This window comes from Pseudoalteromonas sp. HM-SA03, from assembly GCF_002289345.1.
Classification (GTDB): domain Bacteria; phylum Pseudomonadota; class Gammaproteobacteria; order Enterobacterales; family Alteromonadaceae; genus Pseudoalteromonas.
In genome coordinates this window covers 131,434-155,327 of sequence record NZ_NSDG01000089.1, presented here as the reverse complement: position 1 = coordinate 155,327, position 23,894 = coordinate 131,434, and the positions used below count along the sequence as shown (strand labels likewise).

Sequence of the window (23,894 nt, the reverse complement as noted above, 5' to 3'; positions counted from 1 at the left end):
CAATTCCCGAACTCATCTCGCTCTGCGCAATTGGGTATATCCAAAGTAAACGATACTTTTTGTTTTTCTCTATCAAAATAAACGCATTTTTCTTTAACAAAAGTTGACAGGTAGGGGGTAAGATTTACTAGCGCAAAGTTAATAGGTATTAGCCAACCTATTGCTTTGAGCATGTGAAACCATTCCTGTTCGGTGAACACACCGACTATGATCGCTGTTAAAAATATCAACAATGCGGTTGTTGATAAAAGAAAAGGGCTTAATAATACCACTCTAACAATCGAATTACCGCTAGTGCAGGTTTTAAAACGATGCGGCTTATTAAATCTTTTACCACAGACACCAGTTATCATATCTGCTGTAAAGCAAACACCAGCTCTTTTTCTATAAAACCCAAAGGTGTTTATAGTCAAATAATAGTTGTAGTGAAAAGAATCAAGCATAACTCTCCTTGTATTTTTAATCCCTTAATGTCCTTAACTTTTTTAGTCGACAAAGAACCACTTATTATGATTAATTCCTACCATACATCCATACGATTAATTTGGCAGTCATTGGCATCAAGTCTGAAGCCAGTTATAACTATAAACCCTATTCCGGATAGCAAAATACTAGCTGTAACATTATCATAGTAAACATACCTCTTGGCTTAGGTGGCCGTGTGGGATCAGGGGTCCATACTTCCCACGGTTTTGTAATTTCTGGTTGAACTTTGCCCTCAGACCAGTCAAATTTTATAGCTTCCTGAAATATTTTCTCTTCAATTTCTCTTTGCTGTTCAAGGCTGAATTGTGTCCAAAAGCCTTTTGGTCGACCATTGCTTTTATCAAACGATTTCGTGAGCGGATCCAACTCTCGATACAGCTCGTATTCCGGTGTATCAGGTAGAGGTTTATCTTGCTGCATATGCCTTACAATCGCCTCCCATTCCAAAAAACACCGTACAGGCTTCGACGTATCACCAGAGGCATTTATTGTTAGTTTCGCATTCGGGTAAAGCTCTAAGTCTTTATGTCTTATTTCAATAAACCCTTTCATTATACCTAAAGTTGCAAATTCATTTTTAGTGTGACACTCAATGTCTTTCCAATCGAATGTTGGATTACCAAATCGATCAAATTCACTAGCGTTTTCTATCTTCCACGTAAAGCTGACTTTTTGATCCTTGCGGTCAAAGTAAGCTCCTTTAAACCTGACGCGATCATATGTTAAGCCTAAAAAATTAACCATTATAAAGGAGTAAATTGGAATTATAAATAGAATCGGCCAGTAAAAACCTTCGTCAGTAAAAATAACAACAAGAAAGTTCAAAAGTAGCAAGACCCAAATAGCAAAAGAAATACCACATGGTAAATAAAATAAAAAAAACGTTGTACTACCAGGCTTTTCCGCATAATAATAGCGTTCACTTGTATTTAAATACAAATCCAACTTTGGAGTGTAAAACCTTCTATAAACTGCCAAACCATGCCTATTTTTACTTAGCCCACCTTTAAAGCTATTTTCACGAAAAAACCGATTAAAGAAACTATTTTTCTGAAGTGTGTTCACTATTTTCCTCCCTGAAAAAGCTGTAGCAACCGTTATGGTAACCCTGTTAGAATCTGTATTAACGCGACTTTTATAAAGCTTTGCTTTTTATTGACCTGCTCTTGAGTCAGATCTGGTTTCCACTTTAACCAAGGCTTTACAATTTCCTCACGTTCAGGGCCGTAAGTGAAGTTAAAATCTGCTGCGTCTTCTTCATAAAGTCGTTTTAATCGACTCTGCTCTCCCAAACTAAACCCAGCCCAAAAAAGCTTTGGTCGATTGTTTTGCTTATCAAACTCCTTAGTCAATTCATCTTTGCTTCTATCAAGCTCATAGATAGGAATATCTGGTAGTGGTTTGGTATTATCCATATGTCGAATTATCAGCTCCCACCTTAAATGGCAGTACATAGCTGAANTTTTGTATTCCCACAACATCCATACAAAGGTTTACCTTTGGGTATTTATCACGATCTTTGTGCACTAAACGGACAAAAAAACGTGGAACTCCCATATCGCCAATTTGCTCAAAAATTTCTGCTTCTATATCCAGCCATGGAAAACACTGATTGCCANAACTCATCCAGCTCGTCTGAGCCAACATCAAAACTAAAACTAACGGTTTGTTTAACTCTATCGAAGTAGGCGTATCTACGTTCAATTTTATTTAAAAATAGTGGGTAAACATTTAAGAAAAAGAGAGAAAAAAATAAATTAGTGAAGAAAAGTTGAAGGAAGCTTTCAAAGTACTCTTTTCTAGAAATCTCAAAAGAAAAGATATTAAATATCAAGGTGAATGCGAGATATCCCCAGAGAGTGAGACACAACGCTAGAGGAAGAAAATCAAAAAACTTCCTCCCATCATTTTCTTTTAAAACAATATGATATCGCCACTTTTCAGATTCGACTTTTAAGTATACCTTATCATGCTCAGAGTTACTAAAAAAAGCCAAGCCATTGTTTTCATTGTTAGAAGAGAACCTAAAGTCGAAAGTCCTAAAAAAACCATTATAACGTGTATTTCTCATATTAATATCGAGCCACTTTTACATCGGTTTTGCTGTAAATAGCTGCATGGCGATTAGTAGGATCTCATGCTTCAACCCTTTCCCTTCTCCTTTTTTACCATCCGGTTGCCAGTGCTTCCACGGCTCTTTCATTTCCGGAAGTGGCTCTTTAGGGAATTGTTCATTCAGTTCCTTAATGGGTTCGTATACTTTATTCCCTATCTCAACTTGTTGTGCAAACGACATCTCGCTCCAATAGTTTGCAGGTCTACCTATCGCTTTATCGNTGCTCCGCTGTAACTGGATCTAGATGCCTANAACCCCTCATATTCTGGCGACTCAGGGAGTGGTTTACTTTTATCCATAAAGCGGCGGATATCTTCAAATAAAATTAGGCACTCTATCGGGCTACGAGGGTTCTCATCAACAATGGCAGTAATTTTGGCTTTGGGAAATTTCTGCCCATTTTTATGGCTAATGATTGGCGCATAGGTCATTGCACCATACTGATCTGTAGTTACACGTTGATAGCGTAAGTTTATCTCTGAGTAATCAAAGCAACAATGCCCGAACTCATCTCGCTCAGTACAATAAGGTATATCCAAAGTAAACGAAACTTTTTGTTTTTCTCTATCAAAATAAACGCATTTTTCTCCAACGAAGGTCGACAAATAGGGAGTAAGATTGACCAGAGCAAAATTTAATAACATTAACCAGCCTATTACTGTTAAGTGTTCCATCCACGGTATACCTTCAAATAAACAAACAATAATAGTGCTTAAAGAACCTAATAGTGCAGTCGTTGATAAAAGAAAAGGAGCAAGTAGTACTAGCCTAACGACAGAATTGCCGCTACTGTAGCTTTTGAAACGGTGGGGCTTATGGAACCGTTTATCATAAATGGTATCAATCATACCCGCTGTAAAGCTTACGCCAGCCCTTTTTTTGTACGATCCATACGTTTTTGCATTTAGGTAACAGTTATAGTAAAAAGAATCAAGCATCATGCTCCCCTTTTGTTGTTATTTCATTGTTAAACCTAAATTTCAAAGTAAACTTTACTGAGTTTAGATAATCCCCATCAATAGAGATAAAGTAGCTTGCTTTGATCATTTTGTTATTTTTATCATAGGTTGATTTATAATTATCTAGACCTGTGACTTTTTTTAAGTCTCCTTGTCTTAGTCGGTTATATGGATCACCTCCTATACCTGACAAAAAGCTCAATGATAACTCCAACTCTGAAGTGCCGCTAATAAAATCAGATGGGTAGACCTCAACAATATACTTTCCCACACCGACCTTCTTAACTTCCACCGCGGGCTTTAAGATTATTTTCATAATATGTAACAGGTATTTTTGGGGGTTACTAAATGCTTTTTCTTCTTTATCCTCGCTTTTTTGTAGTTCCTCAAGTTTAACATTAGCACTACTAAAAATACCGCGTTTACACCACCTTTCTATTTCTGAGTCTGTCCACATTGCGGATAAGATCGCAAATACTATCGAACCAATAAAAAGCATCCAACCAATAGGCCCCATTGCCACAAAATAAGCGCCCCAAAGAGCACTAGCGAGCCCCAAACCGGCTGACATTACACCCGCTACAGCAGCATCTATATCACGCTTCTCATAAAGCTTTAGTGAATCACAAAATTGAACATAAGCTGCGGCTGCCCCAGCTACTCCCCCTGCAATTCGCAAAATTGACACTTTCGCCTTTAAGTTAGATTCTTTTAGCAAATCCTTTGATATCATTTTAGTAAACTTTGATTTATCGTAATTTTCTAACACCGTGCCTACCGCAACTAGCCCACCCAAAATTAAGGAAATATGTTTATGCCCTCGATAAGCAACACCACCTTTCTCCTCCGCAAACTCTTTCTCATAGTCCATATAGGTTTTTATGACTGTAATCCCCGTGAGCAAAGCAAGTGGTACAGAGGCAAAGCGTTTTCCCTCAAATTCGGTTACTTGACGTGGTGTATAGTTAATTGTTTTGAGACCTCGTTCCGCTCTTATAATGTTTTCTTCATAGATCTCTTCCCTAGAAAAGTTGGATGCGAGTCTGGTGAGTACTTTACCTCCGGCACTCGTGTGGTCTTTAAAGGTCCCTTCAATATCAATTACTTCATCTAGCATATTTTCAATTTCGCCTCTCACCACACTTGCGGGCAAGGTTTTAAACGTCTTGTAGCCTTCAAGTTCATTGCGAAGTCGCGTAGCTATCGTTGCAATATGGTTACCATGAATCGGCTTTCCCGCCTTTCTTGCTGCCAAAGCCTTTGTTAGAGCGTGCTCAGATTTAGCATGTTGTTCACCTAACTCTGGTATCACTGTTCGGTTTTGTTTCCTTTCTTTATCTATATCTCTTTGTTGTACCTTAAAGGCTTCAAATAAAGGGTGCTTAGTCATAGGCGCTGTGATGACTACGCGGTTGGCAGGTACATTATTAAAATCGTGCAATTCAATATCACTAAAAGTACTTAAGCTGGCACTTTTTGCTATGACTCCTACCTTATGATAAAAACCTATATACTGATTGGCATCTGCAAGCGTCCTATTTGCGAAGCTTTGTTGCCAGTATACGAGGTTTTCACTTAGCCCTTTCTCAACTACTTGGAGAAATCTAAGCTCAAGAAATAAAAAGGGATACTCGTTTTTATCTATGTCTCTTTCAAACGCTGCTTGCGTCAGCTTTTCAGGGTTATAAGCACCAAACTCACTTCGAATATTATCAACAATGTAATTTTCTGATTTTAAATCTTCGCCATATAAATCTTCTTGTGGCGTAAATTGAATGCATAACCATGAGTTATCGTCCGAGTGAAGTTTAGAAGTGAAATCTTTATAACCTTCGTGTATTTTTTTAAGCTTTTCAGCAATAAACTTGCGGACTTGATGGTCAACCAATGCGGGAAAGTAAATAGGGAATGTTTTTTCAGAAATATTTAAGCTATTTAAGTGCCCGTATGCACATTCAAATGCATTTCGATAAGCAAGCGGCGACAAAAGACTCAAGTCCCAGTAGGCGGCGGTGAAGCTGGTGGGTGGCGCTATCTGATTGTTTCGACAGGTATCCGCCAGATTAATCTCTTTTTGTTCACCGTATTTGCCCTCAAAAAAATGAAGAAGATCCTCTCTAAAGCGTAAAAATTGCTTAATTTTAGTGATAAGGTTCGGTAGTTCTTCTGACGTATGGACTAAATGCTTTTGCAGCTTTTCAAGACTTAGGCTCTCGCCTATCTTTCTAGTTGCTGCTGATTGTTTATCCTTCTTTGTATAAACTAAGTTATGTCGAGTTTCTGGTCCATCGAACCCCCGCACTTGATAAGTTTCCATCTCGGATTCAAAAAGCTCAGGGTTTGCAAACATGGTTGAGGCAAGGAGTGCGGAATCGTAGAAGTCTTGGGAAGCTAGGTGGTTTTGATGCTGCACAAACGCCAGATATAAGACATCACCCTCAAGTTTTAAATTTTGTACAATCCCCAAAACATCATGCAAATAGATACAGGGTTCACCGTCTTCGTTGGCTTTTAGGTTTTCAATACTGTCCCAGTTGGGGGCTGATGAAAAGTCGATAGTTTGCATGCGCTCACTACGATAGGTCGAGGCTTTTCCTTCGTCTGGGCACTTTGACGTCATTGGCTTTTTATCAAAGCGGCTGTCATCAGGTTTCATATCTCCAAGCGCGCTGATGTAATCCCACGACCATTGCACGCGTGAAAAGGCAACTTGATAAGTCATGGTTTCAACTGAAGTTGAGTCTGAGAATAGGCCTTTTGCGCGAATTGGCAATGTGAGTCTTGGCATGTGCGTGCCGTTGTTGGGCCTGAAGCTTTGACCGTGATACTCACGAAGGTCAACTTCACTGAGCATGCCACCTGAAATGGCGGCTATTTCTCGCCACAAATAACCATTAACAAAAAAGTAGTAGTAACCAACCGGCTCATCTTCTTGAAATTCTTTTTGATCTTTAAACATGGGCACGTATTCAGGAGCCTTTGCTTTGTTAATATCAAGCGAAGCGTCTGAGAACACACGTAACTCTACCGTCTCTACAAAAGGAATTTGGTCATCCGGTTTTGGTGATGACGCTCGTTGAACTTCAGCAAAACCAAGTGGTACAGTACAATCTTTGCCATTTAATCCTTGAAGTTGCAATTCCAGCGTACAAGGTGCTTGCTCGTCATTGAGTTCAGTATTAAAAATATGTGTACCCATACTTTATTACCCTCCCTGCTCTAGTTTTTTTTGTTGTTTATTTGCGCCTTGCTTTGTCACGAAATTTCCCTGCGAGATAAGACTACGGCTGCTTTGATTATTTAGACCAAATGCACTTTGGATTGGATCTTGTTCAGTACCCGTTGCATCTCTTTTTGCCACTGACAGTGAGCTAGGGGTCGCACCGCCCGGTTGATTCAAGGGAGAAGGTGGCGTGTTTTTACTGTTAGAGATCATAAGATCTCCTTGGCGTACGGCGGGTTTTCCTTCGATATACACATCAAAAGAGCTGGTAATAAACTCTGCTTTGCCTTTGATTGTGCCACTGGCAATGCCTTTCTTTTTACCGGGTTGGTCACCGGTGCTTTTTGAAAAGTTACTTTTTATATTGGCTGCAGGGTTGCCATTGATTTTTACCGAGCTTGCCGTGCTCGCTGCATCACCCGATTTGGCGAGATTGCTATAAGGAATTGGCACAACAACCTTACCAATCTTAGTCCAGCACACATCTATGGTATTTAGCATGCCACCACTGTCTTTATGGACTGCGGTGCGACCATTAATTAATACGTTTTGGCCGCTTACGATGCCTACCTGCTGCGCTTCGCTATCTACATCTTTTTCGATTTGTTCCTCGCTGCCAGCTTGCCATCCTATTTTGCGTTCAACTAAGTCTAAAAACGCTCTGGCGTCATCAATTGGCTTATGCATATCCATGCCTGTTTCTGGTTCTTCATGAGGTAAAATCGGCTCGTTTTTTTCATCGTCCCACTTAGGCGGTGGANACAATATAGTCACTGGCAAACTCAGTTATCNATTTCACCCAATACCATATCGCCATATTTAGCGCGCGCAATCTCATCTATAAATGCGTTTTCACCGCTGGCCTTGTCAGGAAATACGGCTATCCCATTTACACAGCCAATGGCGCCATTATTTTTCGCTGCGATAGTAAGCTTTAACAATGCAGGATTATTATGTCGCCACGACACACTCCCGCCTACTCGAAGCATTGCAGACATTGCATCTTGATCATACTGAATCGAATCTGGCTCTTTTCCCTTTACTGCTGCGATAAAGCTCATAACACACTCCTTGTTACTGAGATTAATTGTGGTTTTTCTTGCTCTGTGATCAGCCACACTCTTTCAATGTGGCTATTTAACGGGTTGTGTAAATAACTGCTGGCAACCGCAAGTCCCATTGCATTATGGCCAGCGCCAATATAACCAATGGTATTTGCCGTGTTGTTGAGTTCAATTAACGCGTCGTGTTCTTGGTACAGGGCCCGGCTGGCATTAAGCCACTCTCTTTGCCACTGTTCACTGAGTAAGCGGGTCGAAATATAGGGCTCATTTATCTCTGCGTGCAGCTCTTTTAATAGCTCACCTAAGTCGCCCTGATATGCTTTAATTTGGCATCCATCTTTACTCGCGTTTGTACCAAGCAATGCGCAACCGCCTTCACTTAATACAACACCTTCAGGGCCGCCAACAACTTGTAGCTTTCCTACCCAGTTTGGTTTTGACGCTTCATCATAACCAACGCAACTATCTACAAATACATAGAGACTATTTGGCGAGAGCGAATCAATATCAAGCGTTTTATGCAACTGAATATCGTCAACGTTCAGCTCAAGATGGTCACAAAGCGCCCTAACATCAGACACCTCTATATATGGCTCTGCTGCTTTTGTATTGGCAGTAACTAGATTAATGGTGCCGTCCCATGTGTTGGCACTGCCATCAAACCGTTGTTTTGTCTGATTTAATAAAGATTCAAGAATGGTTAAACAGCGGTCTTTACGTAACGTGACCGAGATCTCTTCGATTTGTGCGCGCAAGTATGGGGCGTCGAGGCTTATATCGTACCTAACAATAGCTTTGCTTGGCGTGCAAAAGCGCATGTTGTTTGCGACCGCGGTATATAAAGCACTAGGATGGTTACCGGCGAGGGTTTCTAGCGCGATTAATTCAAACTGCATGTGCCACTCCTTGCGTTTGTGCCTCTTCGACTAAGAACACGCTGTTACTGCCCGTTTGGCTCTTTTTTACCTTTCCTCGCCAAATTAATGAAAACTGCTGTGTTTGTGAGTCAATTACCAGCGTATCACACTGCATATCAATAGGCGCGGCGTCTGGGCCATTAACCAAACGACAGCGAGGCACGATTCTGGGCAACGTTAGCTTTAAGCTTTGTCCATAAGGCAAATCTGGCGTCAAGCCCATCATGTCAATCCACCAGCCATCACTAAATGGGTTTTGAGTCTGTTGGTCTTGCGGTGCGACTTGATAATGCGCAGCGGGAACTGCTTCTTTAAATGGGAATTTGCCCGCTAAAGCTTGGGCTTCGTCAACCTCAGGAAGTTTATCCACCCTTGGCGACCAAAATGGTGGGATCGCTGCAAAGCTTGCAACCGCAGTGTCGTGACTCGGTTTTTTTAATACCTGATTAGCATACTCCACTTGTGGCAATGGCTGGCCTTTCGCTTCTTTATTTTTGAGATTATAGCCACGACCAAGGGGATTCTGGGTTGAAACTTGTTCTTCATCCGACGGACTTGTGCCGCCATAGGCAAGTTGGTAATTTAATACACAGGACGATAATACTTGTGGGTCGCTCGCCACGGGCCCGAATAGCGATCGCTTCCACACACGCTCACCAGTAACTCGCAGTAATTTATCAACAAAGACCCTGTCGTCACAGCCAAGTTTGAGTCCTACTTCTATCACTCGCGCTTGCTTGTCGGTTGGTGGAAAACAGGTCAATTCACCATATACTTCAAAACCGGTTTTATAGGGCTGAACTTCGCTAACGGCGGTTAGGCTGGCTTCAAGCCCTTCACCGTCGAAGTCATCAGCAAGTACAACAGGCGCTCCAGTTGGATCGGGATATACATTACCCTTTACGTCGTATTCAAAGTTCTGCTTTACAGCGATGACTACGATGGGATCTTTTTCCTCATCCCAAGCCTCAACCGTGCTACTTTGCCACTCGGATTCATTCACTAGCATTGTTCAACTCCTGTTTCACTGATTGCCACTGAAGATGAGCCATCGGCATGTAAAAAAGCGCAGCGCCAAGTGCGTGCGAGGAAATCTTGGAAAGCTTGCGCTGTATAGCAAGGCCAGCCAATCCCTGTTGTAACCAATCTTTTGGCTCAGAGACTCTACGCCCTGCGAGTTGATGTTGGGTATTTGCTGTTATTAGGGCTTGGCGTTCGTATTCTGCTTGCTTAAAACTGGGTAATTTTTGCGATTTTTGAGATTGAACGCCAGTTTGTGCATCACTTATTGCGAATTCTTCAGGCAAGTCGCGATCGGTGATTTGTTTCCACGCCTCGTAAGCCGGACGAGCGGTACTGGGGACTTCAAGTAACTTAATTAGATTTTGTAACGACCGGGTATGAGAAAAGTACGGAAATACTTCTGCAATGTAGCTTGGATTATGCTGACAATAAAGTAAGCATGGTTCATCCCATTTTGGCTCATCGAGTAAACCTGCCAGCTGCAATAGTTTTGCTTTTAGCGCGGCATCATCGGTCATCGCAAACCGCTTAACTAAGTGCTCTGAAAGTTGCTCTGTATTACACAGCCACATATTCACCAATGCCGTGTAGGCAATTTCAGGGTTGCTATGTTCAAGTGCAGCCATAAGTTGGTGGCGCGACAAGTTAGCCGTACTAAATGCTAAATAGATAAGGCTCGTAGGCCAATTTTCATCGGTTGATAAAATTCTCTGCCTGAGTGCATCACCAAAATCAATGCGCCATGCTGATAAGTTATGAATGAGTAACTCGGCAAGCGCAGGCTCGCGATTAATAGCCGTGATGATTTCACTGGCTTGATCTTCAAGCGCTCTTGTCCCAAAAAGATGATTAATGAGTAATAACAGCTGAGGTGAGTCAATCTCTTGGGTTAACGTAAATACATCATCAATCGACCCATGCGCGATACAATCTAGTTGTGAGCGGTTTATCCAGTGTTCTTCGTCCGTCGCAGCTAAGGTATACACATGATTTAATAGTTGTTTTTCAAGAGCATGTAAACGCCCAGTCTCAACTACTTGGCGTGCATTAAACTTTTGATAATGACGCCAAAGCGACTTGAGTTGCTGACGGTGAACGGTCAATTTGGTTGCAGCTAAAAACATAGTCACACCGTATCAGCTTAATTTAATCGAATTGGCCAGCCTTGGAGGCTGAGATCTTGCTCAATATCGGCGTTTAACAGTTTACCTTCAAGCTGTATCTCACCATTGCCGTTGATCGCAATGCTGCCATTTTTGGTTTTGACACAGACTTCTTGCTCGCCATTTAACACCACGGTGCCGTTGTTATTTGTCACCGACGCCGCCGGAAAGTCTTGCGGTGCAGCTAAGCGACCAATAACGATAGGCATTGCCACGCTATGTAGCAACACTTCATCGTCAATACTTACGCGTGTCACACTGTCTAATTGACCGTTAACCTTCATTTCTACATTAGATCCGTCACACTTCACTCGTAACACTTTGCCTAATTTATCAATGGCGGATACACGCCATACGATGTTGCTTAACGACGGAGAAAATTGTACAACATTGGTTTTCATAGACTTTGCTCCCTGCTTAGTTATGGCTAATTGCTGAGCCAGACACTGAAATATTGCTGGCGCTTAAGTTCAAGTTGTTCGCATCGATAGTAATATTACCTGCCGCATCGATTTCTATTTTTCCGCCGCCTTGAGAGAGCTGAATTGAGCCGCTACCTTGGCCAACGATAGAAATGTTTCTATCGGCATTAATGGTCAAGTTACCATTTTGCGCCGCAAGCTCAACGTTACCGCCAACACTGAAGTAACTGATGTCTTGCGCAGCCTCAAGATTGATGGATTGCTGCGCTTCGAATTGAATATTGCTGTCAGCAGACTGAATTTTAATGTCGGTGTCTGCGGTGAGTTGAATCGCCTCTTTGGCATTGATTTCAATATTGGACTCAATACTTTGGATATACACAGCATCTTCTGCGCGAATGCTTATTTCTTTGTCTGCTTGTGCAACAATATTCGCTTGTGATTGCAGCGTCATCGCTTCTTTCGATTTAATATCGATGTAACCTTTTTTGGTTTCAAGCTTGATAAATTCGCTGCCTTCTGTGGCATTAAATTCGAGTATATTTTCTTGCGCTTTGGTGAACAGTTGGATTTTTTCTTCGCCTTGTTTGTCATCCATCAACAAAGTGTTTTCTGCCTTCGTCACCAATTTATTTTCGGTGGCATTCTCTGCAGTTACCGGGCTTAGTGCTTCATCGTTAAATAACGCACCGAGAATGACCGGTCTGTCTAAATCTCCATTTTCGCCCGCCACAATAACCTCAGTTCCTTTGTTTAAAGGAAAGTGCATGCCGTGCCCGCCAGGCCCACCATAGTGCTGCATAAGTCGAGTCGGTTTACTCTCTTCCCCTTCACCATCTTGGTTAAATGGCAGCTTGACTTTATAGCGCCCTTTGTCATCCACTTCTTGCTCAATCGTGGCGTTAAACGATGCAAAGACCTTTTTACGCTTAATCACAGGCGCTTTAAACTGCACATCAATTGGGATAATCGTCGCTTGGTTTTTATAGGTTAAGCCTTTTACCTTGGAACCGTATTCAACGCTACCGCCTTGGCAGCCTTTATGAGCAACAGACACCACTAAGTAACGACCGCTGTAATTAAGGTGATCGGTTATGGTTAAAGCGACACCCGGACGAAGCGCCCGACAGTCGGTATCGATAACAAAAAGGTTTCTCTGACAATCAATGCTTTGCTGGTGCACTTTGGTAAGCGTATCGCCATCTCCTTTTGTCATGAAGTTTTCAGCAAATATGCTGTCTTCACCAAAGCCGCCCACCTCTGTTTGATTATTGCTATTAACAGACAGTGCACAGCCTTTTTCATAGTCCTCGTCATACAGCCTAAAGCCGCTATTTCGTAGACTCGCCTTTTTAGAAAAGGCAAAAACAGACTCGCTCGGCCTAACCTGTCCAGTAGGTGACGCGTAAGGCAAAGTTATCTCTTCCATCTCTGAAGAAAAATCACTGCTGCTGCCAAACACTGACAGATTAGCTTGACTGCCCGTTGACTCTGTGCTGCCGTAAACAAAACCGTAGCGGCGCATTAGACGCGTCACAAAGTCAAAGTCGCTTTCGTCATACTGCACTGTCATAGCAAGGGTTGGCGATGATGCCTTTAGTTGCAATTTTCCTGACGGGAACCCTGCCTTGTCTAACACACTTTTCACGATGGCATCCGCAGACATGTCGGTAAAAACGCGATTTGATCGTTGATGTTTGAGCAACACCAAAAGTGATTGAAAGGATAAGGTATACACGTAGCCTTGATGACTGCGACCATGGCAAACATATTCGGTAATAATTCCCGAAACCGTTCTGTCAGACATCGCCCACGTAATGGAAAATGTAACATCTTTACCAATCACCAGATCAGGCTCAATTAGCTCTTCACTTAACACCTCAATATCGAAGCGATAGTCACTGCATAAGCTGTCATTGTGTGATTCAAAACTCAATACTTTAAATAAACTTCCTGATAGCCCCGCAATTTCGATTGCAAAGTGACTTTCGTTTGCCTTAGGCAGTTTATCGGCAAGTGATGCTAGCATTTCCATTTTTGTCTCCTTACTCGTATCTACCGTTAGCTTAAGTCGGCGAATACGGCTTCAATTTCACCATTTTCATCCAGTGTCAGCGTCAGCAGGTCTGGCATATCTTCTTCGCTCATAAAGCCCAAAATTGAACGAGCGATCCCAGGTAAAATTTGTTGTTCAATTGTTGCGTTAACCAATCGTGCGCCGCTATCAGACATAGCGCATTTATCGGCTAGATAATCTAGCGCTGTTTGATCTACGCGCAGTTGTATTGCGTGATTGTCATGAAGTCGCGCCGCGACCTTCTCAAGCTTTAGTGCCACGATATGTTTTAACACATCGGTATCTAGCGGGAAGAAAGGCACAACCTGCATACGCGCTAAAAGCGCAGGTGCAAAATGCGCGAGCAAGTTTGGCTTAATTAAGCTGACTAGCTGCTGAAAGCTCGGTCTCTCAAACGGTGTTTCTTGTTCGTTGTTGTCTTGTGCTTCTTCGTCTTCAGGTACACCCTGCTGAATGATCCCATCCACCATTTGCTGCATGGCCTGCTGCTCGGTTTCTGGTGTACAAGCATTGATGATTTGCTCAGCCCCTAAATTAGAAGTCATGATGATAACCGTGTTTCTAAAATCGATTTCACGGCCTTCACCATCACGCATTACACCCATTTCAAACACTTGGTAAAACATATTCATGACATCTGCGTGGGCTTTTTCCACTTCGTCAAGTAACACCACAGAATATGGACGTTGACGCACAGCTTCGGTCAACACCCCGCCTTCACCATAACCCACATAACCCGGTGGTGAGCCTTTGAGTTGTGATACCGTATGTGCTTCTTGATATTCACTCATGTTTATTGTGGTTAAGAACTTCTCGCCACCAAATAGTAGTTCGGCTATGTGTTTTGCAGTTTCGGTTTTACCAACCCCTGAAGGACCCGCTAATAAGAATACGCCCAGTGGGCCAGATGAGGCCGATACACCCGCTTTTGCAACCCGTAAGGTTTGTGCAATCGCAGTCAATCCAGCATTTTGACCCACAACGCTTTGTGCCAGTGATTGCTCAAGCTTAAGTAAGTTCTCCAGCTCGTCTTTCACCATGTTACCGACAGGGATCCCAGTCCAACTTGCGATCACTTGCGCTACCGTATCGCTGGTCACTTCGGAGAAAATCGCATTATCATCTTGATTTAACGCAGCAAGCGCTTGTCTAATCGCAGGTTTCTCTTCGTCACTCGCACCGTGTAAGGCGTTATAAGTATCAATTTGCAGCTCACGGCTTTGCTCAAGCTCAGCAAGCTGCTCTTGGGCTTGTGTAAGCGCATCGGTGAGGCTTTGAATGCAAGTTTGATCTGCAATCCCAAGCTTTGACTCGATTGCCAAGCGTTCAATTCTGCTTTGATAGTAACGGATCTGCTCTTTGGCTTTATCAATCACAACAGGCGACGTTGCCGGTCCCATTCTGACCATTGCAGCCGCAGTATCTAGTACATCAATGGCTTTGTCAGGTAATTGTCTACCTGTAATATATCGTGCAGACAAACTAACCGCGGCTTCAATTGCGCTGTCTGTGATTTGAATTTGATGATGCTTTTCGTATTTCTCTTTAAGACCTGTGAGCATAAGCTTTGCGGCTTGCTCGGTTGGCTCATCGACTTTAATTAATTGAAACCGGCGTTCAAGCGCAGCATCGCGCTCAAAATATTTTTTATATTCACTCCATGTCGTTGCTGCAAGTGTTCTTACTTCTCCACGAGCAAGTGCAGGTTTTAGTAGGTTTGCGGCATCTCCCATGCCAGCGTCGCCACCAGCACCAATCAAGGTATGCGCTTCGTCAATAAATAAGATAACAGGGGTCGCTGAACTCTTTACTTCATCAATGACTTGTTTAAGACGACGCTCAAATTCACCTTTTACGCCGGCTCCGGCTTGTAGCAGCCCCATATCCAGTACGCAGATCTTAACTTCTTTGAGTTCTGGCGGAACTTGCCCTTCAACAACGCGCTGAGCAAGCCCTTCTACCACTGCCGTTTTACCAACACCGGGTTCACCGACAAAGATTGGATTATTTTTACGGCGACGACACAACACATCGATTGCGAGACGGATCTCTTCGTTACGCCCAAGGACTGGGTCAATTGCACCAGAACGTGCTTTTTCAGTGAGGTCTTCACAAAATGCTTCTAGCGCACTTTCACCTTGTGAGCGGCTATTCGACACCGTGTTGTCAGCATTTGGCTTACTGAATACTTGACGCTCAGTCGAGCCTTTACAGATCTTGTTTAAATTCTGCTTTAAGAAGTGCGTATCAATCTTGTCGAACTCGCGTGCCAGTCCAAATGCAGGGCTATATATCGCCATGTCTTTGAACGAGTCAATCAGCGCAGCGCCTGTGATCCAATCATTTTGATGGCGCATGTTTGCGCTGAGCCATGCTTTTTCTAACCACTCATAGAGGCGACGGGAGAAAACCGGCTTGCTCGGGTTACCAGCATCTTGTTGATTGATAAATTCTAGCGCGCTATTCCACAATGCGTCTTGATCAACTTCGAAGAAAGGTAAAATCTTCGCAACATCGCCGTCATTGTGCTCTTCCATTAACTTTAATAAGTAATGCTCTGGTAGCACCTCAAAATGCTTTCGACTCGCTGCGAATCCAGCCGCAGCTTCTAACGCTGTCGCGCTGTGATGATTGAGTTTGTCTATGAGATTCTTTATGCCTGTTGCGTCCATCTTTTAATCCTTGCTATTCCCGTTCGCATTAAAACTGTGATTGTGAATATATTTTCTTCTCTACGCGTGCGTTAACTTTACCTATCGCACAACTTATCCCAAGCTTGCCAGCCCCTAATCGAGTCCCCTCGCGTGCTTGGCGATTGATCTGCACTAACAGCTGCCAGTTCATTTTGGTGGAGGTGTGCCAATTTAATAACTGTGATAAACGTTTCGCCTTTACGCCACCTGGCTCATATAGCTGCGCCTCAGCCTCGTCCATTGGACCAAGCTCAATGCAAATACGATTGCCGGTGACCAATACGCGTTTACCCAATACGCCATTACCACCCAATGAGAAACCGCTATGTTTTGAGCCTAATTTGCCCGCTTCGGTAATATCTTCCCATTCAACGATATTGTCTTTTAGCGTTAAGCTTTCGTCTTGTAGCGCTTGCTTTAATACTTGCTCAAGCCCAGCTGCACTGGTTTGTTTGGCACTAATGAGGTTTAGTTTGCTCTTATCCGACTGGTTATTTTCAAATACTGCAGCAACTATTTGATCAAATTGTTGCGCACCAATGCCCGCGAGATTAATCTGAGACTTCTTCCAACTTTGAAATAGCTGGCAATACAGTACATGATTAAAGAGATCTAAAAACGCGCGTGTTCTTGCACCTACCTCTTCGTCTCCTGCGGCTTGCTCTAACAAGTAGTGCGGCATCGCAGCGTCAACGCCATATAAACCGAGAAATGACGTTTCAAGCCTCAGCTTACCTCGTTGCCTTACTTGCAATTCACAGCGTCTAACATCTGACGCTGGAAACCCAAGTTCTTTATACGGTGCAATTTCTACGCGATGACTGTGGCCACTTTGTAACTCGTTATTGCTGGCCCAATGCTGTTCAATAAGCGTTAGCGCCTTGTACAAACTAAAGCGCCAAGGTGTGGCCATCAAATTAGCTATCGGCTCTGGCAGTTTTGCCCAAATGGGTTGGTTTTGCTGCTCCATCATTTACACCTGATAACTATCGCCTGCCGTCACGTCCCATTCCCACTCATGGTAACTTGGCAGCAGCGTAACTCGGGTTTTTAAACATTCGTTAATTGGCGCATATAATTTAAAGAACTGATGCAACACATCACAAAAATGATACGCATCGGCTGTGCAAACAAAGCTCTTTTCGTTTAGGGTTAAGTGGATCTCTATCCCTTTAACGAACACGCCTTTTTGTAGCAATGAGATAGGTTTAGATTCAGCACCTTGGATACTCTCAATACGGTTTCGATTTTCAGAGCGCTCCGACCAATCAAACAGCGCCAATAGCTTTTTCAGCTGGGTTGGCTCCGCAAGCTGAGAAAAACGCATATTCAATAAGCTAATGAGCTGCCAATGTAAAGCCTGATCAGGAGAATTAAGCAACTTGCTCGGTCTTACGACATTTTTAACGCTAAGTACCGACGGTACATCAGCGCTTTGTGCATTGATATCGCCTTCTTGCAGTGTTTGCCTTGGCCACGCCGCGTTATGCGCTAATAGATCCGTCGATAAAGTAGTAATATCACCCACTTCTTGCATTGAAAGCTGAATGTACGTCTGTGGCGATACCCCGCCAATGTCACGGCTTATCAGTGAATACAAATGGGCGTTATCTTCATATACCGTGCTATATCGAGAAACAAAGTCGATGGCTTCTCCAGTGCTACTGCTTGCGCCTTGTACCGACTTAACGCTATAACAAAAACTCTCTCCAAGTTTATTTTGCACTGGATGTAGTTGGTATTCGGTTTGGTTTTCGCTCACTCGGATAGGCTCGGCATCTACTGGGTAGATATTTACCGCAGGTACACAATTAAGCAGGATATTATCCGCATTTACTTTGTTACCGGGCGGTAATTTAATATCACTGGCTATTTTGATGCTGATAGTATTAGTGTCTGGATCAATATTTAGCGTATCCAGTCCCGTTAGTTCAACAAAATAGAACTTTTCACGAGAGTTAAAGTAATCAAGTAGCAACGCATAAGCGGGATGACTCTGTTCGCTGTTCGGCAGCATTCCGGTGCTGTCTTTATGAAAAGCCGCATCAATTTTTGACTTGTTCAAGGTATATTGCGTCGTACTGCCAAGCTTTCCTGTCTCAACCTCTATCGCTGCATTTGGGTTCTTCATCATTTGATAAAGACTGGCACAAAGCGGAGTGTCACCACGTAAATACACCCGCAATTTAGAGAGATCGTAATCATCTAAACTGCCTTGGCCTAACCGCTTGAGGTGCAAGTTTAACGTCGCACCAGTGTGGATCTCATGATAGTCCACAGAGTAGATCTCAAACGGCAGCACTTTCGTTTCTGCGGTGGTAGTAAAGTGACAAGCCACAGGGGCGTTGTCACTTTTATGGGAAGAGACTTTCGCGCCTTTTGGCACACTCACCAGTCCTTGCATGGTGAGTTTTGGCGCAAACTCTAGCACCGTCGTAGACGGATAATAATTTAACAATATTGGGCAAATCTGTCTGAGTACCTGCTCAGACACTTCGGGTAGCGTCTCGTCCAATCGCTTTTGCGTAAATGCCGTTAAGTAAGCGACTCCTTCGAGCAAGCGCTCAACATGAGGATCTCTATCCTTTAACGCGTCAATATTTAAAAAGCCGGCATGTTCAGGATACTGCTGAGCAAATTGTTTACCTGCTTGTGTTAACAGCCTCATTTGCGCATCAAAATATTGCTGCATATCCATTAGTCTGCTCCTCCTGCATTGACGTTTGCTTTACCACCTGATGCAAACTTAGTATTCAATCTGATTATCTCGCCGGTTTTTAATTGCGCTCTTATCTCAAATCGAATCACACAGTTTTCCTCTTTTATGTCGATGGGCCGAACGATGAGGTTGGTAATTCTTGGTTCGTACTTTTCTATGGTTCTTTTTACTTCATTGGCAAGTGTTTGCTGTGAATAAGGTAGTCCTTCATATAGATCTTCCACATCCGGTAAACCATAATCACCTAAATGCTCAAGCACTCCCCTACGCGCATTCAATAATTGCGTTAGGTGTTTACATACGCTGTCGCTTAGATGCGATAAATTGTTATCGCTATAGGCTTGGCGTGATGGTTGAGCTAGCAAATCAAATAAGGCCATAGAAAAATACGCTCTCTATTCATTCATTGCGCGAACTAGTTTAAGCTTGAAAAGGAGGCCAGCAGGCCTCCAACACTCGAAATTAACGACCTTCAGTCCATGAGTCAGAGAACTCAATGTTACCGTCTAGGTACGTCCAAGTGATGCGCTTGTAACGCATGTGCACTGTTTCAAGGTGAGGATAACGCTCTTTATCCAAATCTTTAACGTTGTGCATTGTTGGCGTGATTGAAGTGATTTTCACGTCTTCAAGCGTATGGCGGAAGTACTCACGCTCAGTACCAGTGTCATCAATACGGTACCATTTAAGCTCAAGTTGCTTTAATGTTTGACCGTTTGAACACGCTTTGTACATGTACGGAGTAGCAGCATCCACAGCTTTTGTGATAACAAAAGGCTCGTGCTTACGAGTACCTGTTAGCTCGCCCGTGTCGTTATCAGTTGGGATACGCAATTCGTGATCGAAATGCAAAATCTCAATTGAACCTTCACGCTCAGCTACAGTTACTGAACCTTTAACGTCGTTACCTTGGTCGTCCTTTAACCACATATACGCTGGAATTGCCATTTTTAATTTCTCCTTTTAAGATAAGATGTTTCCTAATTATTAAAGGCATTGATCAAACGCGTGTTTTTCACGTTTGATCCCCAAACAAAGCGCCACGCTTTATGCCAATTTGGGAACATGTCCCAAGTTGGTGGCAGCCAACTTGGGGCAATCTTTCACTACATGTTATAAGTCACCACGTAATTCCATCACTAACGTCGCCGCATCAAATGGCGTTTTTAGTATATCCAGCTGCAAAAAGTGCTGCTGAACCGCTTTGGGTAACTGTTTAAATTCAAATTCTCCACGTATTTCTTCTTTCAAAGCAGAAATAACAAAGCTATCAACCGCTAACCATTTATCACGATTAACCAAAGAGTTGTAGTAATTAACTGCACCTAAGAAACGAATATATTCGTCTTTCATACAATAATTAAGTGCGACGTAATGCAGGTAATTTACTGCATCTACGACTAATTCTGTTTCAAGTTTGTCTATCTTTAACTCGCTTGGGCGAACACGTGGAGTATGCTCAAAACACGTTTCCATCGCTGCGGTGTAAGAGATAGTTGCTTCTTGTAATTTCTTTTTTGCAAAAAAGAGCTCCGGAGTTGCCGTTTTAGCAAAAACAATAACCGGAAATAACAACATCAATAAGTAATAAAATTTCTTCATTCTCATGCCCATCCTTTGGCTTCGCTTTACAGTTCACCCAACAGTTCCATCACTAATTTTGCGGCATTGAATGGCTTTTGTAATACTTCAAGTTGTAAAAAATGCACTTGCATATCCGTTGGTAACTTTTGAAATTCAAACTCAGATCTAAGCTCTTCATTCCATCTGTATGTCACAAAACTGTCCACGGTGATTGACTCATGCTTCTGCGCAGTTTGATTATAGTGCTCAACTGCTTTTAAAAAATTTACATCATGGTCTTGCATACAATCATTAAGCGCTACGTAATGAAGGTAATTTATTGCTTTAACAACGAATTCTGTTTCAAATTTTCCTACCTCAAGCTGGCTTGGTTTTACTCGTGGAGCATGCTCAAAACACGTTTCCGTCGCCGCGGTGTAAGCTATAGCTGCTTTTTGCAATTTCTTTTTTGCAAAAAAGAGCTCTGGTGTCATCTCCTGGCTATATGACAAGTTAGTCATCAAGACTGTACTTAGTACCATCAACCAGTTACATACTTTTCGTTTAAACATGACAATCCTTTGCCTCATCGCTTCTTGCCTAAAGCTACCTTCTCAGCCTTAGATAGGTTTATTCACTTATATTGACGGTCTTTATCTATCGCTAGGTTGTTGACTAACGAGCTCAAGGTGCACGTCACTTCCACCGTTTAACGCATGCACTAAAGTGCATCATGGAAGTATAAATCGTTTTAACTTTACTCAGCTTTAATAGGTTTTCCTATAAAGCTTCTGTACTTAACTACAGGCAAGGAAAATAAAATTAAAATCCAGATTATATTCCCAAAAAACAACATCTCAGACGAGGTATAACCGCCCAAATAAAATTCGTTTAACAACGAGTATATATTTACAAACCACCACACCCAAACTACCAAACCCCATGTTCTTCGACTTAACACACGAACTTGTAATATGAGCAATAAGTTTGCTGCCAAAACCAAGCTATCTAAGATAAAGACAACAATGTCTACAAACGCAACACTAATCTCAGACGAAGTAAAAAGCTGATTATCGTATATTAAAAATACAGTTAAAGAACATTGCACTAAAAATATAACTTTCCAAATAATATGATCTGCTTCTATATTCATAAATATACCATTTATTACCAGCAACCATATTAAACTTGGTCTTTTTATTAGTAACTATTTCCCATTATTGCGCTTATCAACCTAATCCGGTTTAACAACTTTTTCTTTTTGCACTTTTAGATGCAAACTCAACTAATATCTCATAAGCGCTTGCCGATACTTCTGAACCGCTACAATTAAGGTTCAATATCATGCTTAATAATGGGCAGCATTCACTGCCCTAAATACGCTTCATTGGTTCTTCAGGAGGCCTTCACTTTTCGCCAGGCATTTGACCAACGAGTGCGAGGCGTACGTCGATACCTTCCACTTGGAAATGTGGAACAACATACGTATTCACACGGTAATAACCAGGATTACCCGGGATCTCTGACACAGTCACGTTGGCATCTTTTAACGGGTGCGTCGCAATTAGAGACTCGTCTGGATTATTCATCTTAGTAACTAATGCACCTAACCAATCATTAAGTTGCTGTTCTAGCTCGTGACGAGGTTTGCTCGAACCGATATTTTCACGTTGGATCACTTTCATATAGTGTGCAATACGTGATACCAAGTAGATGTAAGGTAATCTTGCATTGATCCGCGAGTTAGAGGTGGCTTCCGGCGTCTCAAAAATTTGTGGCTTTTGCGCACTGTTTGCAGAGAAGAAACACGCAAAGTCACTGTTTTTGTAATAGCTCAGCGGGATAAACCCTTGGTTTGCAAACTCAAGCTCTTTGGTTTCAGAAATAAGTACTTCCGTTGGGATCTTAGTTTCTTGACCACGACCTGCCTCAAAAGAATGCAGAGGTAGATTTTCAACGCGACCACCAGATTGTGGACCACGAATATTTACCGCCCAACCATTTTGGTGGAAGCTACGGACGATATTTGCCGCGAACGCAAATGTCGCGTTACCCCATAGATAACGTTCATGATGCTCACTGCTAACGTCTTCTTGATAGTTGAAGTGACGAATTGGGTTTAAGTCGCCGTATGGTAAGCGCAGTAAGAAACGTGGGAACGCTAAACCAATGTAACGTGCATCTTCTGATTCACGGAAGTTCTTCCAACGTAAAAACTCAGCACGCTCCATGTAAGAGCCCAAATCCTGAATTTTTGATACTTCTTCAAGCGAATCTTTTAAGAAGAACTTAGCACCAACACTACCTAAGAAAGGACAATGGGCTGCTGCAGAGACCCTTGAAATTTCTTGCAATAACGACACATCCGGCGCTGAACAATCAAATTCAAAGTTTGACACCATAGTCGAAATTGGCTCGCCCCCTGGAGTGTCATACTCAGCCGTATATACTTGCTTATAGAGCGCAGATTGCGTGGTGTCTGGTGCTTCTTCGAAGTCGTCACGTAGTGTTTCTTTATCAACATCAAGTAGTTCAAGCTTTACGTTTGAGTTATTTGGACAACGATTCACCAAATATCGCAGTGAACGCCACGCTGACTCTACTTTTTGAAACTGCGGATGATGTAAAATTTCGTCCAGCTGTTCAGAAATAATTTTGTCGACTTTAGCGATGTAGTCATCAAGTAATAACTTGTCGATACGCGACACTTCTTTGCTGTCATTAGTGGCCATGTCTAAAAAGACATTGATAGCAGCAGTTAAGCGCTCATTGGTGTCTGTTTCCGCAAGATTATTAGCATCACGGAAGTTATCAATGCTGATTTCACTTGAAACCGGCTCAATAGACACAAGATTACAGATTGTTTCGTAAGCTGAAGCTGTCAAAGTCTCTTCTTTGCGTGCTTCAACGTTTAACGTTTCTTGCATATTCATCGGTTTGTGTCCTTACTCTTGCGGTTGTTTTTCTTGCTCAGACAAAAGCGGCGCTAACTCGTTTAAGCGTGCTTTTAACTCATCAAGTTCTGGTTTGTTCTGCAAAATGCGCTCAAGCTCTTTTCTCAGCGTTGAGTTATCAAGCAAGTTAGATTTCAGATCACGTAATAAGTTACGCATTGACATCATCTTGTTAAGCTCTGGTACTTGCGCTGCAACCTGCTCTGGATCGAATGACTTAAAATCATCAAACGTTAGGTTAATACCGATTTCACCGTCACCTGCGATTTTGTTCGATACTTGAAATTTTGCCTTTGGTGACATGTCTTTTAGCACTTGCTCTAAGTTATTTTTATTTATAGCAATGCGCTCTCGCTCAGCGAGGTCACTGTCGTTTTGGCCATTAGAGTAATCACCAACCACCAGAACTTTCATTGGTAGTTCGCTCTTTTGCGTCGCACCTTCGGTTTCCAGCTCAAGCGCTATATTGATCCGCGCTCTTGGGATCTCTTTTTGAAACGTATCAGACATAGTCT

20 protein-coding genes and 1 pseudogene are annotated in these 23,894 nt (G+C 42.5%); all 21 read right to left on the bottom strand.

Going from position 1 to position 23,894, the window contains the following annotated elements:
* Positions 1 to 443, bottom strand: a pseudogene (locus tag CKO50_RS18420) (hypothetical protein); the annotation flags it as partial.
* 148 nt (positions 444 to 591) lie between these two features.
* Positions 592 to 1,551, bottom strand: coding sequence for a hypothetical protein (locus tag CKO50_RS18415; protein WP_095729342.1), 960 nt, complete (start codon positions 1,549 to 1,551; stop codon positions 592 to 594).
* Between the two features lie 32 nt (positions 1,552 to 1,583).
* Positions 1,584 to 1,901, bottom strand: a complete 318-nt coding sequence (locus CKO50_RS18410; protein ID WP_095729341.1) for a hypothetical protein — start codon at positions 1,899 to 1,901, stop codon at positions 1,584 to 1,586.
* Positions 1,902 to 2,575: 674 nt separating this feature from the next.
* Entirely contained in the window at positions 2,576 to 2,782 is a 207-nt protein-coding gene (locus CKO50_RS18400; protein WP_095729339.1) for a hypothetical protein, read from the bottom strand.
* 750 nt (positions 2,783 to 3,532) lie between these two features.
* A complete protein-coding gene (locus tag CKO50_RS18390; protein ID WP_095729337.1) occupies positions 3,533 to 6,760 on the bottom strand; it encodes a hypothetical protein in 3,228 nt (1,075 codons plus the stop codon).
* A gap of 6 nt (positions 6,761 to 6,766) precedes the next feature.
* Positions 6,767 to 7,558, bottom strand: a complete 792-nt coding sequence (locus tag CKO50_RS18385; RefSeq protein ID WP_255230419.1) for a DUF4150 domain-containing protein — start codon at positions 7,556 to 7,558, stop codon at positions 6,767 to 6,769.
* Between the two features lie 283 nt (positions 7,559 to 7,841).
* A complete protein-coding gene (locus tag CKO50_RS18380) occupies positions 7,842 to 8,744 on the bottom strand; it encodes a hypothetical protein (protein ID WP_095729336.1) in 903 nt (300 codons plus the stop codon).
* Positions 8,734 to 9,774: a DUF2169 domain-containing protein gene (locus CKO50_RS18375; protein ID WP_255230418.1), complete on the bottom strand. Its 1,041-nt coding sequence runs from the start codon at positions 9,772 to 9,774 to the stop codon at positions 8,734 to 8,736. Before CKO50_RS18375 ends, CKO50_RS18380 begins: the two co-directional genes overlap by 11 nt.
* Entirely contained in the window at positions 9,761 to 10,912 is a 1,152-nt protein-coding gene (locus tag CKO50_RS18370) for a hypothetical protein (protein ID WP_095729334.1), read from the bottom strand. The genes CKO50_RS18375 and CKO50_RS18370 overlap by 14 nt, the downstream gene beginning before the upstream one ends.
* 17 nt (positions 10,913 to 10,929) lie before the next feature.
* Positions 10,930 to 11,352 carry a hypothetical protein gene (locus CKO50_RS18365; RefSeq protein ID WP_095729333.1) on the bottom strand — a complete coding sequence of 141 codons (423 nt, stop codon included), beginning with the start codon at positions 11,350 to 11,352 and terminating at the stop codon, positions 10,930 to 10,932.
* A gap of 16 nt (positions 11,353 to 11,368) precedes the next feature.
* The gene (locus CKO50_RS18360) at positions 11,369 to 13,408 is read right to left on the bottom strand and encodes a type VI secretion system Vgr family protein (RefSeq protein ID WP_095729332.1); all 2,040 of its coding nucleotides are present in this window, start codon (positions 13,406 to 13,408) and stop codon (positions 11,369 to 11,371) included.
* A 26-nt stretch (positions 13,409 to 13,434) separates the two neighbouring features.
* On the bottom strand, positions 13,435 to 16,122 hold the full coding sequence (gene tssH / locus CKO50_RS18355) for a type VI secretion system ATPase TssH (RefSeq protein ID WP_095729331.1): 2,688 nt from the start codon (positions 16,120 to 16,122) through the stop codon (positions 13,435 to 13,437).
* Positions 16,123 to 16,150: 28 nt separating this feature from the next.
* Positions 16,151 to 17,116, bottom strand: coding sequence for a type VI secretion system baseplate subunit TssG (gene tssG, locus CKO50_RS18350; protein WP_255230417.1), 966 nt, complete (start codon positions 17,114 to 17,116; stop codon positions 16,151 to 16,153).
* Positions 17,117 to 18,841, bottom strand: a complete 1,725-nt coding sequence (gene tssF, locus CKO50_RS18345) for a type VI secretion system baseplate subunit TssF (protein ID WP_095729329.1) — start codon at positions 18,839 to 18,841, stop codon at positions 17,117 to 17,119. It abuts the gene before it with no gap.
* Positions 18,841 to 19,242, bottom strand: coding sequence for a type VI secretion system baseplate subunit TssE (gene tssE, locus CKO50_RS18340; RefSeq protein WP_039495807.1), 402 nt, complete (start codon positions 19,240 to 19,242; stop codon positions 18,841 to 18,843). Before tssE ends, tssF begins: the two co-directional genes overlap by 1 nt.
* 82 nt (positions 19,243 to 19,324) lie before the next feature.
* Positions 19,325 to 19,810, bottom strand: a complete 486-nt coding sequence (locus tag CKO50_RS18335) for an Hcp family type VI secretion system effector (RefSeq protein ID WP_010377064.1) — start codon at positions 19,808 to 19,810, stop codon at positions 19,325 to 19,327.
* Between the two features lie 165 nt (positions 19,811 to 19,975).
* The gene (locus CKO50_RS18330) at positions 19,976 to 20,464 is read right to left on the bottom strand and encodes a hypothetical protein (RefSeq protein WP_255230416.1); all 489 of its coding nucleotides are present in this window, start codon (positions 20,462 to 20,464) and stop codon (positions 19,976 to 19,978) included.
* A 26-nt stretch (positions 20,465 to 20,490) separates the two neighbouring features.
* Entirely contained in the window at positions 20,491 to 20,997 is a 507-nt protein-coding gene (locus CKO50_RS18325) for a hypothetical protein (RefSeq protein WP_095729328.1), read from the bottom strand.
* Positions 20,998 to 21,182: 185 nt separating this feature from the next.
* Positions 21,183 to 21,578: a hypothetical protein gene (locus CKO50_RS18320; protein ID WP_095729327.1), complete on the bottom strand. Its 396-nt coding sequence runs from the start codon at positions 21,576 to 21,578 to the stop codon at positions 21,183 to 21,185.
* A gap of 253 nt (positions 21,579 to 21,831) precedes the next feature.
* Positions 21,832 to 23,358: a type VI secretion system contractile sheath large subunit gene (tssC, locus tag CKO50_RS18315; RefSeq protein ID WP_010377056.1), complete on the bottom strand. Its 1,527-nt coding sequence runs from the start codon at positions 23,356 to 23,358 to the stop codon at positions 21,832 to 21,834.
* Between the two features lie 12 nt (positions 23,359 to 23,370).
* Complete coding sequence (gene tssB, locus CKO50_RS18310) at positions 23,371 to 23,889, bottom strand: type VI secretion system contractile sheath small subunit (RefSeq protein ID WP_039495804.1); 519 nt, start codon at positions 23,887 to 23,889, stop codon at positions 23,371 to 23,373.
* Positions 23,890 to 23,894: the final 5 nt, after the last annotated feature.

Excerpts from the sequence above, each read along its gene's own strand:
- CKO50_RS18360 (WP_095729332.1), bottom strand. The coding sequence starts at position 13,408 with ATGGAAATGCTAGCATCACTTGCCGATAAACTGCCTAAGGCAAACGAA.
- CKO50_RS18390 (WP_095729337.1), bottom strand. The coding sequence starts at position 6,760 with ATGGGTACACATATTTTTAATACTGAACTCAATGACGAGCAAGCACCT.
- tssH (WP_095729331.1), bottom strand. The coding sequence starts at position 16,122 with ATGGACGCAACAGGCATAAAGAATCTCATAGACAAACTCAATCATCAC.
- CKO50_RS18370 (WP_095729334.1), bottom strand. The coding sequence starts at position 10,912 with ATGTTTTTAGCTGCAACCAAATTGACCGTTCACCGTCAGCAACTCAAG.
- tssF (WP_095729329.1), bottom strand. The coding sequence starts at position 18,841 with ATGGATATGCAGCAATATTTTGATGCGCAAATGAGGCTGTTAACACAA.
- tssE (WP_039495807.1), bottom strand. The coding sequence starts at position 19,242 with ATGGCCTTATTTGATTTGCTAGCTCAACCATCACGCCAAGCCTATAGC.
- CKO50_RS18400 (WP_095729339.1), bottom strand. The coding sequence starts at position 2,782 with ATGTCGTTTGCACAACAAGTTGAGATAGGGAATAAAGTATACGAACCC.
- tssC (WP_010377056.1), bottom strand. The coding sequence starts at position 23,358 with ATGAATATGCAAGAAACGTTAAACGTTGAAGCACGCAAAGAAGAGACT.
- tssB (WP_039495804.1), bottom strand. The coding sequence starts at position 23,889 with ATGTCTGATACGTTTCAAAAAGAGATCCCAAGAGCGCGGATCAATATA.
- CKO50_RS18335 (WP_010377064.1), bottom strand. The coding sequence starts at position 19,810 with ATGGCAATTCCAGCGTATATGTGGTTAAAGGACGACCAAGGTAACGAC.
- CKO50_RS18375 (WP_255230418.1), bottom strand. The coding sequence starts at position 9,774 with ATGCTAGTGAATGAATCCGAGTGGCAAAGTAGCACGGTTGAGGCTTGG.
- CKO50_RS18330 (WP_255230416.1), bottom strand. The coding sequence starts at position 20,464 with ATGAAGAAATTTTATTACTTATTGATGTTGTTATTTCCGGTTATTGTT.
- CKO50_RS18365 (WP_095729333.1), bottom strand. The coding sequence starts at position 11,352 with ATGAAAACCAATGTTGTACAATTTTCTCCGTCGTTAAGCAACATCGTA.
- CKO50_RS18320 (WP_095729327.1), bottom strand. The coding sequence starts at position 21,578 with ATGAATATAGAAGCAGATCATATTATTTGGAAAGTTATATTTTTAGTG.
- tssG (WP_255230417.1), bottom strand. The coding sequence starts at position 17,116 with ATGATGGAGCAGCAAAACCAACCCATTTGGGCAAAACTGCCAGAGCCG.
- CKO50_RS18325 (WP_095729328.1), bottom strand. The coding sequence starts at position 20,997 with ATGTTTAAACGAAAAGTATGTAACTGGTTGATGGTACTAAGTACAGTC.
- CKO50_RS18380 (WP_095729336.1), bottom strand. The coding sequence starts at position 8,744 with ATGCAGTTTGAATTAATCGCGCTAGAAACCCTCGCCGGTAACCATCCT.
- CKO50_RS18410 (WP_095729341.1), bottom strand. The coding sequence starts at position 1,901 with ATGGATAATACCAAACCACTACCAGATATTCCTATCTATGAGCTTGAT.